The organism is Sorangium sp. So ce327 (genome assembly GCF_051530205.1).
In the GTDB taxonomy this organism is placed as follows: Bacteria; Myxococcota_A; Polyangia; order Polyangiales; family Polyangiaceae; genus Sorangium; species Sorangium cellulosum_B.
This window is the reverse complement of record NZ_CP150330.1, coordinates 4,024,646-4,038,260: the sequence shown is the minus strand read 5'-3', so window position 1 is coordinate 4,038,260 and position 13,615 is coordinate 4,024,646. Positions and strand designations below refer to the sequence as shown.

At 68.1% G+C, this 13,615-nt stretch carries 11 protein-coding genes; 1 reads left to right on the top strand and 10 read right to left on the bottom strand.

What is annotated here, in order from left to right:
- Positions 1-33 precede the first annotated feature (33 nt).
- From WME95_RS15235 to WME95_RS15225, 3 genes are read right to left on the bottom strand one after another with little or no spacing between them, the layout of a single operon-like run.
- A complete protein-coding gene (locus tag WME95_RS15235) occupies positions 34-717 on the bottom strand; it encodes a hypothetical protein (RefSeq protein WP_437909097.1) in 684 nt (227 codons plus the stop codon).
- 3 nt (positions 718-720) lie between these two features.
- Entirely contained in the window at positions 721-1,734 is a 1,014-nt protein-coding gene (locus tag WME95_RS15230; protein WP_437909096.1) for a hypothetical protein, read from the bottom strand.
- Positions 1,731-2,387 carry a glycine-rich domain-containing protein gene (locus WME95_RS15225; RefSeq protein WP_437909095.1) on the bottom strand — a complete coding sequence of 219 codons (657 nt, stop codon included), beginning with the start codon at positions 2,385-2,387 and terminating at the stop codon, positions 1,731-1,733. Before WME95_RS15225 ends, WME95_RS15230 begins: the two co-directional genes overlap by 4 nt.
- 371 nt (positions 2,388-2,758) lie before the next feature.
- Between WME95_RS15225 and WME95_RS15220 the strand changes: the two genes are divergently transcribed.
- Positions 2,759-2,911 carry a hypothetical protein gene (locus tag WME95_RS15220; RefSeq protein ID WP_437717697.1) on the top strand — a complete coding sequence of 51 codons (153 nt, stop codon included), beginning with the start codon at positions 2,759-2,761 and terminating at the stop codon, positions 2,909-2,911.
- Positions 2,912-3,076: 165 nt separating this feature from the next.
- Here WME95_RS15220 and rnk read toward each other — a convergent pair whose 3' ends face one another.
- From rnk to WME95_RS15185, 7 genes are all read right to left on the bottom strand, one after another.
- Positions 3,077-3,499, bottom strand: coding sequence for a nucleoside diphosphate kinase regulator (gene rnk, locus WME95_RS15215; protein ID WP_437909094.1), 423 nt, complete (start codon positions 3,497-3,499; stop codon positions 3,077-3,079).
- 513 nt (positions 3,500-4,012) lie between these two features.
- Positions 4,013-5,155, bottom strand: coding sequence for an IS3 family transposase (locus tag WME95_RS15210; protein WP_437909093.1), 1,143 nt, complete (start codon positions 5,153-5,155; stop codon positions 4,013-4,015).
- Positions 5,155-5,514, bottom strand: coding sequence for a transposase (locus tag WME95_RS15205; RefSeq protein ID WP_437904706.1), 360 nt, complete (start codon positions 5,512-5,514; stop codon positions 5,155-5,157). The genes WME95_RS15210 and WME95_RS15205 overlap by 1 nt, the downstream gene beginning before the upstream one ends.
- A gap of 537 nt (positions 5,515-6,051) precedes the next feature.
- Positions 6,052-8,112, bottom strand: a complete 2,061-nt coding sequence (locus WME95_RS15200) for an FG-GAP repeat domain-containing protein (RefSeq protein WP_437909092.1) — start codon at positions 8,110-8,112, stop codon at positions 6,052-6,054.
- Between the two features lie 859 nt (positions 8,113-8,971).
- Complete coding sequence (locus WME95_RS15195; protein ID WP_437910989.1) at positions 8,972-9,226, bottom strand: PEGA domain-containing protein; 255 nt, start codon at positions 9,224-9,226, stop codon at positions 8,972-8,974.
- Between the two features lie 264 nt (positions 9,227-9,490).
- The gene (locus WME95_RS15190) at positions 9,491-11,542 is read right to left on the bottom strand and encodes an FG-GAP repeat domain-containing protein (protein ID WP_437909091.1); all 2,052 of its coding nucleotides are present in this window, start codon (positions 11,540-11,542) and stop codon (positions 9,491-9,493) included.
- Between the two features lie 608 nt (positions 11,543-12,150).
- The gene (locus tag WME95_RS15185) at positions 12,151-13,581 is read right to left on the bottom strand and encodes a PEGA domain-containing protein (RefSeq protein ID WP_437909090.1); all 1,431 of its coding nucleotides are present in this window, start codon (positions 13,579-13,581) and stop codon (positions 12,151-12,153) included.
- Between the last annotated feature and the right edge of the window lie 34 nt (positions 13,582-13,615).

Genomic DNA, 13,615 nt, shown 5'->3' with positions numbered 1-13,615 from the left:
GAATCATCGCTCGTCGCAGCGCGGCCGCACCGGCTACGGCGCGACGCGGAGCGTCCGCGACGCCACCAGCGCCCGGCAGAGGGCGATCCGGTCGTCCAGGTCGAGCCCGGGCAGCTCGCGCACGTAGAAGATGCCGTGCCGGGCGATGAAGCGCAGCGCGGGCTCGCCCCAGGCGTCGACGCGGACGAGCACCGCGTCGCCGTCGACGAGCTCCGCCTTGCCGTCGCTCAGCCGGACCGAGACGTCGCGATCACGGATCACGCGGCGCGGGCCGCAGACGGACGAAGCGTCGCTCCACAGCTCGGGCGGCGGCTCGCCGTACAGGGCGCTGTACGCGGCCGCGAACTCGTCCCACGTCGCCTCGCGGCAGGCGTGCGTGACGGGCGCATTGCTCGGCGCGTGGTGCAGGAAGCGCCCGAAGAAGCGCTGGCAGAAGTCGGCATACTCGATCGTGAAGAGGGCGAACTGGTGCCAGGCCTCGTCGACGCGCAGCGAGAACATCGGGTAAGCGCGGGAGCGGTCGGAGTCGACGAGCCAGAGGTAGCGCACGAGCTCCCGGAACAAGGCCTCTGCCTCGCGCTCGGCGGCCACGGTCTTGTTCATGAGCAGCTTGCTGATGACGAACGGCGCCCGGTAGGCAACGAGATCTGGCCGCCTGGGCGCGCCCGGCGTCACGACGTCTGTTTGCGCCGGCTGCGCCGGTTGCATGGATTGCATGGGTCAGTTCTCCTGCGCTTCGAAGGGCTGAAAGGTCCCCCAGTCGACGAGGGCGCGGGCGAGCGTTAACTGCGCCGCCTCCGCGAGGCCGGGGATGTCGGTGGGGCGGAGCTCCCGGGCGGCCGACACCGCGCGGAGGGCGGGCCTGGCCCACGCGTCGACGCGGAGCAGGACCTGGGCGCGCCCGCCGCAGCGAGCGACGAGCTCGGCGCGGCCGGCGCGGGGCGCCACGTCGAGATCCACGCCCGCCCAGCGGCGCGCGAGGACGGTGTGCGCGCCGAGGTCCTCGGTCCGGCCGAGCGCCCGGGCGGCGCGCCGCCGGGTCCCCGCGTCGCCGCGGGCGTGGAGGCGCGCGAGGAGCGCGGCGGCCTGCGGGCCCCGCCGCCCGATGGCGTCGATCTGCGCCCGGCGAACGCACTCCTGCTCGTGCGCGAGGAGCGCCGCCGAGAGCGCGTCGTCCGGCTCGGCCCGGGGCGCCATGGGGGTCAGGCCCTCGATGGGGCCCACCTGCGCCTCGATGACCGGACCGTCGTGAGGGCCGAACAGGTGCAGCGAGATGGACCAGCTCCCCGTCGGGTTCCGCGGGTCGTGGATGCACGGCCCGTAGATGTGACCGACCCGCCCGGCCTCCGCGGAGAACAGCCGCTTCGGCACGAGCCGCCGCGCGCGGGCCGTGGCGTCCCAGTCGAAGGTCGCGACATCGAGCGTGTTGTGGACGACCGCCGTGACCGTCCAGTCCGAGTGTTCGTGAGCGCCGGCCGCGCGCCCGGGCCGCCAGTACGCGAACGCGAGGCGCACGCCGAGCTCGGGGAGGACGTGGAACGGCGCGAGCTCCGGCGCGCCGTCGCGACGCTCGATCTCGAGCGCGAAGAGGTCGAGCAGGAGCTCGTCGTCCGCGAGCCCGGCGCGGACCGCGCCCTCGAGCGCGCGGACGTGATCGCGCGGCGGATGGCCGCGGCCCTCGGGGCCCGGGAAATCGAGCCGCCCGAAGAGGGCGGTGAGCTCGGCGAGCCTCATGGCGCGATCCGGAGGTAGTCGCCCTTCACGAGCGGACGGCAGAGCGCCACGCGTTCGCCGTCCTCGAGGCCGGGGAGCTCGCGGACATAGAAGTGCTCGCAGTCGACGATGAACTGCAGCGCGTCCTTCGCCCACGCGTCGATGCGCAGAAGGACGCGCTGCGGCTCCACCGACCACACGAGCTCCGCCCTCCCCTGCTCGACCCGCACGAAGATGGGGCGGCCGAACTTGACGCGGATGAGGCGCGTGTCGGGCGTCACGGCGAGCTCGTCGCTCCACGCGGCGGAGAGGGGCCCAAAGAGCGCCTCGTACTCGGCGCGATACTCGGCGAGGGTCATCTCGGGGCGCGCGCCAAGCTCGCCGCGAGGGGCGGTGTTGGCGGTGTGGTGCACGAACTCGCCGAAGAAGCGATGACCGAACGCCGCGTACTCCTCGGTGAAGAGGACGAACTGGTGCCAGACCTCGTCGATCCTCCGCGAGAACATGGGGACTTGCCGGGTCCGATCTGCGCGGCAGACGAAGATGTATTTCTTCACCTCGTCGAAGAGCCGCGCCGCATCTTCGCGGGAGGAGGCCATCCGGTCCTTGACGAGCTTCTCCTCGAGCCACGGCGCGCGGAAGGAGAGCAGTTCGGGGATGATTGACGTGTCCATCACGCGGGCCCGTTGCGAGCTTCATGCCGAGGGGCGCTCACCCGCTTCGGGGACGGGCCCATCTCGACGTTTTCGGTGCTCAGCGCACCGGAGTGCGCCTGCGCGCCGAAAACGCCGATCTGAGCCCGTCTCCTGTGCGGGTGAGCGCCGCTCGGGGATCCCATCGCGTGCGCCGGCGCTGACCCGATCGGGAAGGGCGATGCCAGACGGATTTCCCCAATTGGGAAAGGGGTTGCTCAAGCGCGGCCGGTACCGCGCCAAAGCGGCCGATACCGCGCCCAAAACGGCGTGGCACGGCGGCTGCAATAGCCCTCCTCGCGGGACGTCGAGTCCCCGAGTGAAATAACCAACCCATCTACGGAGCAATCGCCATGAACGAGCAGATCAAGGTCGAGGTCGAGGTCGAGTCGAAGCAGGAGACCGTCGAGGAGCGCCCCGCGCGCCTGACGGTGGAGGTCCCCACGGAGCTCCAGGCGGGCCTTGCCGCGCCGGTTTGCACCTGTCCGCCCGGCTGCTGCTGCTGAGACGCCGACGAGGCGCGCGAGGAGCCGAAGACCGCAGCCCGCGGCGACCGGCCCCTCGAGCCCGACGACACGACCGCGGAGGCCCGCGCTGCGATGAGCAGCGTCGGGCCTTTCGCGTTCAAGACGCACGATGCGCCGGCGAGGCCGGCCGTTCAGGCCGAAGGCTCACAGATCGAAGCGACCCGACGCCTCGGGCTGATAGACGATGCGCTCGATCCGGAGCCGCCGGGTGCGGCTCGGCGTCGGCCACTCCACCTCGTCGGCCTCTCGACAGCCGAGAAGCGCGAGCCCCATCGGCGCGAGCACCGAGATGCGGCCGCTGTTCACGTCGGCGATCCCAGGAAACACCACGGTCATGCAGAGCCGCTCCTCTGTGTCGAGATCGAAGAGCTCGACCCTGGAGTTCATGGTGACCACGTTCGGCGGGATATCCGCCGGCTTCACGACGTCGGCGCGCTCGATCTCGATCTCGAGCGCCTCCAGGTTCGGGGAGTCTCCCCCGGGCCGCGCGCGCAGCGCCTCGAGCAGCCGCGCGAGGCGATCGCGGTCAAATTCGGTGAGGACGATTGGGTTCGTGTGAGGTGCCATGAGCTGGGATCTCCTTGTGTCGTCAATGCGTCAGTGCGATCCGGGCTTGGCCGAAGGTCCGCGCCGGCGAGCTGGACGGCGTGAGTGCTCGCCCAGGTCGCCCGCTCAGGCGCCCTCGACGCCAGGCCCGCTTCCTTCAGGGAGCGGCCAGCGAAAGACGCCGGAAGGCCGCTCCCCTACGAGCGTGCGGGCGACCTCCGGCAGAGGAGCCGGGATCGCAGGGGAATGAGCGCGCTACGCGCGCCGCGGCAAGGCCACGAACGCGACGCGACGGGGTGCAGGCAGGCGCTCATTCCTGGGCATGGTAACACGACGGTGCCCCCCGGGGCCATGACAAGGGGACGCGCACCCGGGAAGCGGTCCTCATTTGCCGTTGTCGTCCCCCCCGACCTTGCATCACCCCCAGGCGGGCTCGGCCATTGACCGGGTTGGTGCTGGAGGGGCGTCACGACGCGCGAGGAGCGAGTATCGCCGGAGAATGCCAACGGGTTTGAGACAGGCCGGACGAGAATCCTATGAGGGGATCGCGCTGAGGGGCGCGTTCCGGCTCTGGGCCCCAACCGGTCGGGATCGGGGCGGCCGCAGCACGGCGGAGGGTGCCGCGGCGGGCTCGGGCGCGGCGCTGGTCGTGCCCGTGTGCGGCGGCGCCGCGTCCTCGCATGCGGCGGCGTCGACGGACAGCGGGTTGATGGCTACCGAAGCAGGCGGCCTGCGCACGACGGGCGGACCGTTCGGGAAGCGTTCAGGATGCGCGGCGTAGGCCGTGTCGAGGGCGACCTGGCGCTGAGCCGCGATATCGTCGACGCGGCCGTAGAATACATCAGCAGGTGTGAAGAGCGCAAGGCCAGAATGCTGATGAAGGTCGTTATACCAGGTGAAGAACTCCTGGCACCACGCTCGTGCATGAGCCAGGGAGGCAAAGCGGTCCGGATAGTCTGGCTGGTACTTGAGCGTCTTGAACTGCGACTCGGAAAAGGCGTTGTCGTCGCTGACGTGAGGCCGGCTGAAGCTACGAACGACGCCGAGCGAGCCGAGCAGCTGAGCGAGCCCCTCCGACCGCATCGCGGAGCCGCGGTCGGCATGCACCGTGAGCGAGCCGGGCTCGACGCCGTGGCGGGCGACGGTCTCTGCGAAGAGGTGCTCGGCGAGCTCCGCGCTCTCGTGCTCGGCGAGCAGCCAGCCAACGGTCATGCGACTGAACAGGTCGAGGACGACGTACAGGGAGTAGAAGACGCCAGGCAGCGGCCCGCGCAGCTTGGTGATGTCCCACGTCCAGATCTGGTTGGGGGCCGTGGCGGTGAGCGTCGGCTTTGCATGCTTCATCGGCCCACGCTGCGCGCGTCGCTCGCCGCTCTCGCCGGATGCCGCGAGCAGGCGGTACATCGTGCGGATGGAAGCGAGGTAGACGCCGCGCGACAGCAGCGTCGCGTAGACCTCCGGCGGCGGCTGGTCGACGAACTCGTCGCTGTGCAGCACGTCGAGCACGGCTTGCCGCTCGGGGTCGCTGAGCCGGCGTGGGCTCGGAGCGGCCCCGGTCAGCGCGGGGAGCTTCGCGGGCTGGGTCTTCCGGTAGAGCGTGGCGCGGCTGACGCCGAGTGCCGCACACGCCTGGGCGATGGGGACGTGCGGGTCATCGAGCTCTTCGATGATGTCCATCAGCGCTCTTCGTCGTTCGTGAGGTTGATGCCCAGAATGGAAGAGACTTTTTTTTGGAGATCGATGAGCTTCTCAGCCAGCGCGAGCTTCTCCTCGAGCCGCGCCGAGCGCTTCTCGAGCTCGGCGATGCGCCGGTCCTTCGCGTCCTGCTTCGCCTTGCGGCCGGGCTTGCGTCCCGCGAGAGCCTCGCTGCCGTGGAGGGCGAGTTGCTTGCGCCACGCCGTCAGGAGGGAGCTGTAGATGCCCTCGCGGCGCAGCAGCGCCTCGATGTCGCCGCGCTGGGTGCACGCGGCCGCCTCGCGAACGATGCGCAGCTTCTCCGCCGCCGAGAACTTCCGCCTCTTGCCCGCCTTCGGCATGGTCTCGACAGCGACGCCACTCGGGCGGGGAGCAGTGCCCTGCGCCGCTGGGGCGGGGGTAGGATCGACGGATCGGAGATGGGAAGGCTTCGGCACGGGTCAGGTCCATTCTCCGCCCTCTCACCACAGATTTCCAGGAGAAGCCTGTCTCACTCGACATTGGCACAGAGGGCGCCGATGTGATCAGTGACTGCGTTGTCCACACCGCTCACCTGGTGACGCTCCGCGGTGGATCGATGCGGAAGAAGAAGGCGGTGGCTCCCGAGGTGACCGAGACGAAGACCTGACCGCGCTCGTCGCTACGCTGCGGTCCACGTCGCGCCGGACCGGCGCCGTAGCGTCACGCCGGAACGAGCCGTCACGTCCATCGGAATACGCATCTGGTCGCTCCTGCGCCTCAGGCTGGAATCGATTGGCAGATGGCCGTGCAGAATCTGGGAGGCTTTGCCGGGCGGCGCTGATGCCGGGGCGGCACAAGCAACGCGTGGCGAGCCTGGCGCCGCGTGAAGCCAGGGGTATGCCCAAGGCGTGGCGGCACTACGGAACGCAGGTATTGGGTAGCACGCTCACGGTGTTGCTGGAGAAATTCGTGACAGCGAGCTCGGGCTTGCCATCTCCGTTCAGGTCCGCGGCCGTAACCGCTTCGGAGTCATCGCCCGTTTCGTAGTCGACCTCGGTGGCGAAGGTGCCGTCGCCGTTGTTGAGCAGCACGCTCACGGTGCCTCCGCCGGAGTTCGCAACGGCGAGGTCGGGCTTGCCGTCGCCGTTTAGGTCCATGGCCGCAACCGAGCCGGGGCCATCGTCCGTTTGGTAGTCGAGCTTCGGGTCGAAGGTGCCGTCGCCGTTGTTGAGCAGCACGCTCACGCTGGCGTCGAACCGGTTCGCGACGGCGAGGTCGGGCTTGCCATCGCCGTTCAGGTCCGCCGCCGCAATCGAAAAAGGTTCATCGTCCGTTTGGTAGTCGAGCTTCGGGTCGAAGGCGCCATCGCCGTGGTTGCGCAGCACGCTCACGCTGTCGTCGAACCGGTTCGCGACGGCGAGGTCGAGCTTGCCGTCACCGTTCACGTCCACGGCCGAGGCCCAACAAGGACCAGCGCCCGTTGGGTAGTCGAACTTGGGGTCGAAGGTCCCGTCGCCGTGGTTGCGCAGCACGCTCACGCTGGCGTCGAACCGGTTCGCGACGGCGAGGTCGGGCTTGCCGTCGCCGTTCAGATCCGCGGCCGCAACCGAAGAAGGGTCGACGCCCGTTGGGTAGTCGAACTTGGGGTCGAAGGTCCCGTCGCCGTGGTTGCGCAGCACGCTCACGGTGGCGCTGCCCGAGTTCGCGACGGCGAGGTCGAGCTTGCCGTCGCCGTTCAGATCCGCCGCCGCAATCGAAAAAGGATCGGCGCCCGTTGGGTAGTCGAACTTGGAGTCGAAGGTGCCAGCGCCGTGATTGAGCAGCACGCTCACGCTGTCGCCGTCGACGTTCGCGACGGCGAGGTCGACCTTTCCGTCGCCGTTCAGGTCCGCGGCCGCAATCGAAAGAGGCCCGGCGCCCGTTGGGTAGTCGAACTTGGAGTCGAAGGTCCCGTCGCCGTGGTTGCGCAGCACGCCCACACTGTCGTCGTCGACGTTCGCGATGGCGAGGTCGGGCTTACCGTCGCCGTTCAGGTCCGCGGCTACAACCGAGGTGGGATGGTCACCCGTTCGGTAGTCGAACTTTGGGTCGAAGGTGCCGTCGCCGTCGTTGAGCAGCACGCTCACGGTGGCGCTGCCGGAGTTCGCGACGGCGAGGTCGGGCTTGCCGTCGCCGTTCAGATCCGCGGCTACAACCGAGTTGGGATAATCACCCGTTGGGTAGTCATGCTTGAGGTCGAAGGTCCCGTCGCCGTGGTTGAGCAGCACGCTCACGCTATTGTCGATCCGGTTCGCGACGGCGAGGTCGGACTTGCCGTCACCGTTCACGTCCGCGGCCGCTACCGAGGTGGAAGAAATACCCGTTGGATAGTCGAACCCGGAGTCGAAGGTGCCATCGCCGTGGTTGAGCAGCACGCTCACGGTGGCGCTCGGGTAGTTCGCGACGGCGAGGTCGGGCTTGTCGTCACCGTTCACGTCCGCGACCGCTACCGAGGTGGGAAAACTGCCCGTTCTGTAGACATGCTTGCCGTCGAAGGTGCCGTCGCCGTGGTTGAGCAGCACGCTCACAGTGGCGCTCGGATAGTTCGCGACGGCGAGGTCAAGCTTGCCATCGCCGTTCAGGTCCGCGGCCGCTACCGAGCTGGGATCGTCACCCGCTGAGTAGTCGTGCTTGAGGTCGAAGGTGCCATCGCCGTGGTTGAGCAGCACGCTCACGCTGTGGCTGCCGGCGTTGGCGACGGCGAGGTCGGGCTTGCCGTCGCCGTTCAGGTCCGCGACCGCTACCGAGGTGGGCAAACTGCCCGTTAGATAGTCGACCCTAGGGATGAAGGCTCCGTCACCATTGTTGAGCAGGACGCTCACGTTGTCGTCGAAGCGGTTCGCGACGGCGAGGTCGAGCTTGCCGTCGCCGTTCAGGTCCGCGGCTGCAACCGAGCTGGGATGGATACCCACAGGATAGAATAGCGAGCCGGAGAACACGGGATTTTCACAGATGCAATTTCCATTACCGCAGCTCTCTCCCACCCTACAGACCACGGGGTCGCTTGTCTTGCACGCAGCGGTAGTTGGGTCGCAACCGACACAGGGATCACAGGCAGCACCGTTAAGCTGCCAGCTCCCGCTTATGTCGCAGTACTGCGGGACGTTTCCCGAGCACTGCAAGTCCCCCGGAGCACAAGTCTGCACGCAGTCGCCTCTCGAGCAATGAAACCCATGGTTCGAATCGCATGGTTCACCCGTGCTTTGCCATCTCCCGTTCTCGTCGCACGCCTGGGGCGTCAGTCCCTGGCACCGCTTACCTCCTGAAGCACAATCCCCTACGCACACGCCGGCAACGCAGGTCTGACCAACGCACGGGTCCTCTGACATGTTCCGCCATTGTCCCATGGTGCAGACCTGGGGCCAGTCGCCGCTGCACTGCCTGGCGCCTTCCTCGCACACGGCCGACTTGAACGCGCCGACCCCCAGCACCCCGTTGCACGCCCACAGGACAACGCTGACGAGGACCGCCCCCATGATCCAAACGCCGCGCGAGATCCCACCTCTCTTCGGCTGACCCATCAGAACCTTCCTTTCACCTCGAAGCCCCGAGCCCCACGCCCGCGCTCACGCTCGGGCCGGCACCCCTTTCACCGCTTTCCGACCGCGTGAGCAGCAGCACGGTCGTCCCCGCCGCGGCCCCCAGTCCCCCCGCCACCAGGCCGATGGTGGCCGCCGTTCCCAGCGACAGCGCGACGCGCCGGTTCCGTGCCTCCGTGGAAAGGCATTGCTTGGTCGGACAACGAGCCTCGAGTCCATTGACCTTGTCGAGCGCCAGACCTCCGGCGACGGCAAACACTCAAGCTCCGCCGCCCCCACGCCGTAGCCTAACCCCACCCCGATCTTCCTGTTCCTCGTTGCTCTTCTCGCTCACCACGAGCCGTGCCTTCCTCGACTGCGCCGCAAGCTCCGCCACGCTCTCCTTTCCGGCCTTGACCTCCACCGTCGTCCTCAGCGACGTGAACCCCTCTTTCTCGACCCGGATGGCCCGGCTGCCCACACTCACCCGCAGCGGCTTCTCCAGGGGGAGCTTGCCGCGAAGGCGATCGTCGATGAATATTGTATCTCATGACCGGATTGGGACCGTGTCCGACGTGGCGACAACGGTTACCAGCGTCTGGATGATGTCGAGTTCTGGATGCGCTGAACATTCTGAAACCGTTAATTCCTCCTGCACCCCGGGCTGGGAGCGGTCTGCAGATGGTCGTGTAGGACCTGGCCCGGGCTTTGCCGGGCGGCGCTGGTGCCGGGTCGGCACAAGCAACGCGCGGCCAGCCTCGCATTGCATCGGGCCAGTGGCGCGCAAGGCGTGGCGGCGCTATGGGATACAGATGTTGGGTAGCACGCTCACGCTGGCGCTATCGCTGTTCGCGACGGCGAGGTCGCGCTTGCCGTCGCCGTTGATGTCTACGGCCGCTACCGAGGCGGGGCCCTCGCCCGTGGGGTAGTCGACCTCTGGGGCGAAGGTGCCGTTGCCGTTGTTGAGTAGCACGCTCACGTTGTCGCTGCCGACGTTCGCGACGGCGAGGTCGGGCTGGCCATCGCCGTTCAGGTCCGCGGCCACTACCGAGTAGGGGCCAGCGTCCGTGTAGTAGTCGACCTTGGGGGCGAACGTACCGTCTCCGTTGTTGAGTAGCACGCTCACGCTGGCGCCGCTGCGGTTCGCGACCGCGAGGTCGGGCTGGCCGTCGCCGTTCAGGTCCGCGGCCGCTACCGACTCGGGGTAATCGCCCGTTGAGTAGTCGACCTTGCCGGCGAAGGTGTCATCGCCGATATTGAGCAGCACGCTCACGCTGGCGTTGCCGTAGTTCGCGACGGCGAGGTCGCGCTGGCCGTCGCCGTTCAGGTCCGCAGCCGCTACCGAGTGGGGCCCAGCGCCCGTTGAGTAGTCGACCTTGCCGGCGAAGGTGCCGTCTCCGTTGTTGCGCAGTACGCTCACGCTGGCGCTGCCGACGTTCGCGACGGCGAGGTCGGGCTGGCCGTCGCCGTTCAGGTCCGCGGCCGCGACCGATGCGGGGTAATCGCCCGTTGAGTAGTCGACCTTGCCAGCGAAGGTGCCGTCTCCGTTGTTGCGCAGCACGCTCACGTTGTCGCTCCCAGAGTTCGCGACGGCGAGGTCGGGCTGACCGTCGCCGTTCAGGTCCGCGGCCGCTACCGAGTAGGGCCCAGCGCCCGTTGAGTAGTCGACCTTGCCAGCGAAGGTGCCGTCTCCGTTGTTGCGCAACACGCTCACGTTGTCGCTGCCAGAGTTCGCGACGGCGAGGTCGGGCTGGCCATCGCCGTTCAGGTCCGCAGCCGCTACCGAGTGGGGGAGCTCGCCCGTTGAGTAGGCGACCTTCCCGGTGAAGGTACCGCCTCCGTTGTTGCGCAGCACGCTCACACTGGCGCTGAGGTTGTTCGCGACGGCGAGGTCGGGCTGACCGTCGCCGTTCAGGTCCGCGGCTGCTACCGAGTAGGGCCCAGCGCCCGTTGAGTAGTCGACCTTGTCGGCGAAGGTGCCGTCTCCGTTGTTGAACAGCACGCTCACGTTGTCGCGGCCATGGTTCGCGACGGCGAGGTCGGGCTGGCCATCGCCGTTCAGGTCCGCGGCCGCTACGGAGATGGGGCCAGAGCCCGTTGAGTAGTCGACCTTGGTGGCGAAGGTGCCGTCTCCGTTGTTGCGCAGCACGCTCACGCTGGCGCTGCTGATGTTCGCAACGGCGAGGTCGGGCTGGCCGTCGCCGTTCAGGTCCGCGGCCGCTACCGAACAGGGTTGCTCGCCCGTTGGATAGTCGACCTTGGTGGCGAAAGTGCCATCTCCGTTGTTGCGCAGCACGCTCACACTGGCGCTGAGGTTGTTCGCGACGGCGAGGTCGGGCTGACCGTCGCCGTTCAGGTCCGCGGCCGCTACCGAGTAGGGCCCAGCGCCCGTTGAGTAGTCGACCTTGCCAGTGAAGGTGCCGTCTCCGTTGTTGCGCAGCACGCTCACGTTGTCGCTGCCAGAGTTCGCGACGACGAGGTCGGGCTGACCGTCGCCGTTCAGGTCCGCGGCTGCTACCAAGTGGGGCCCAGCGCCCGTTGAGTGGTCGACCTTGTCGGCGAAGGTGCCGTCTCCGTTGTTGAACAGCACGCTCACGTTGTCGTGGAACTGGTTCGCGACGGCGAGGTCGGGCTGGCCGTCGCCGTTCAGGTCCGCGGCCGCTACGGAGATGGGGCCAGAGCCGAAGATGGTGCCAGAGCCCGTTGAGTAGTCGACCTTGGTGGCGAAGGTGCCGTCTCCGTTGTTGAGCAGCACGCTCACGCTGGCGCTGCTGAGGTTCGTGACGGCGAGGTCGGGCTGGCCGTCGCCGTTCAGGTCCGCGGCCGCTACCGAGTTAGGATTGCTACCCACAGAAAAAAACCATACGCCAGTAAACCCGGGCTTTCCACAGACACACGTCCCATTACCGCAGCTCTCTCCCAACCCACAGACCACGGGGTCGCCGACCTTGCACGCAGCAGTGGTTGGATCGCAACCGACACAGGGATCGCAGGCAGGACCGTTATTCTGCCAGCTCCCGTTCTCGTCGCAGTACTGCGGGAGCCTTCCCGAGCACTGCAAGTCCTCCGGCGTACAGGTCTGCACGCAGTCGCCGCCCGAGCAATGAAATCCAGCATTCGAATCACACGGCTCACGCGCGCTTTGCCATTCACCTTCCTCGTCACACTCCTGAGGCGTGAGCCCCTGGCACCGCTTCCCTCCTCGAGCACAATCACCCGTGCACCCGCCGGCAGCGCAGGTTTGATCAACGCACGGATCCTCTGACGCGTTCCGCCATTGTCCCGAGGTGCAGACCTGGGGCCGATTGCCGCTGCACTGCCTGGCACCTTCGTCACACACGGCCGACTTGAACTCGCCGAGCCCCAGCACGCCGTTGCACGCCCACAGGACAACGCTGACGAGGACCGCCCCCACGATCCAGACGCCGCGCGAGATCCCACCTCTCTTCGGCTGGCCCATCAGAACCTTCCTTTCATCTCGAAGCCCCCAAGCCCCACGCCCGCGCTCACGCTCGGACCGGCGCCCCGTTCACCGCTTTCCGGCCTCGTGAGCAGCAGCACGGCCGTCCCCGCCGCCGCCCCGAGCCCCCCCACCACCAGGCCGATGGTGGCCGCCGTGCCCAGGGACGCAGCGGCGCGCTTGTTCCGCTCCTCCGTGGAAGGGCATTGCTTGTCTGGACAACGAGCCTCGAGCTCATTGACCTTGTCGAGCGCCAGCCCCCCGGCCACGGCAAACACCCCGAGCCCCGCCGCCGCCACGCCATAGCCCAACCCCACCCCGATCTTCCTGTTCCTCGCGGCGCGCTCCGCCGCCACACGGTCCGCCAGCGATACCGACAACTCCCGCTGCTTGCGCCGCTCGATGCGCACCGTGCGCTTCGCGGAATCGAACCCGTCCGCGCTCAGCTCGATCACATGCTCCCCCAGCGGCAGCCGCCCTTCCCACGGCGCTTTGCCGACCACCCGCGCATCGATGCTCACCGTCGCCCCCTCCGGCGTCGACTCGACCCGCAGCGACGCATCTTGCTCCTCCGCCCCCAGCACCACCCGAGTCTCCTCGTACAGCCGCACCGACGCCATCTCGACGCCCGAAGCCACCTTCGCCCCCTCCTCCACCGCCGCCCCGGGCGCCTCGCACGCGGCCAGCGCCTCCACCCCCATGAACCCGTGCAACCGCACCTTGTGCTGGCCCGCGTCCACCAGCCCTTGCCAGGGCGTCACCCCGACATCCTTGCCGTCCAGTTCCACGCGAAGCACCCAGTTGTGCTTCTCGCTCACCACGAGCCGCCCCTTCCTCGACTGCGCCGCGAGCTCCGCCACGCTCTCCTTTCCGGCCTTGACCTCCACCGTCGTCCTGAGCGGCGTGAACCCCTCTTTCTCGACTCGGATGGCCCGGCTTCCCGCGCTTACCCGCAGCGGCTCTTCCAGGGGGAGCTTGCCGCGCAGGCGATCATCGATGAACAGCAACGCCCCGGCTGGCGCGTCTCCCGTCACCGCCAGCGTCCCCACCAGGGCGGATAGCTCCGTTATCTCGGCTGCCACCATCGCCTCGATCTTGGCAGGCATCCGGGGGAACTCGCGGCGCATCTCCTCGTACTGGTCCAGCGCGTCATCGAACTGGCCGACCTGCTTGAGGCACGAGGCGATAAAGCCCATGGTGTTCCGGTTCTTCTTGTGCCAGAGCGACCTGCGAAAGGCCTCCAGCGCATCGCGGTACTCCTGCTTGTCGAAGTAGGCAACGCCCGCCTGGAATTGGGCCCGAGCCTGGACCTCATCGCCGTAGACCTCCGCTTGCGAATCCTTGCCCGACGGCGCCGCCCTCGCTTCGACGTCGATCAGCCCCAATGCAAGGACCCAGCCAGCCAGTGTTCTCGAATGAATTGGACGCACGAGCTTCGCCCTCCTCCCGGCCGTCATGACACCC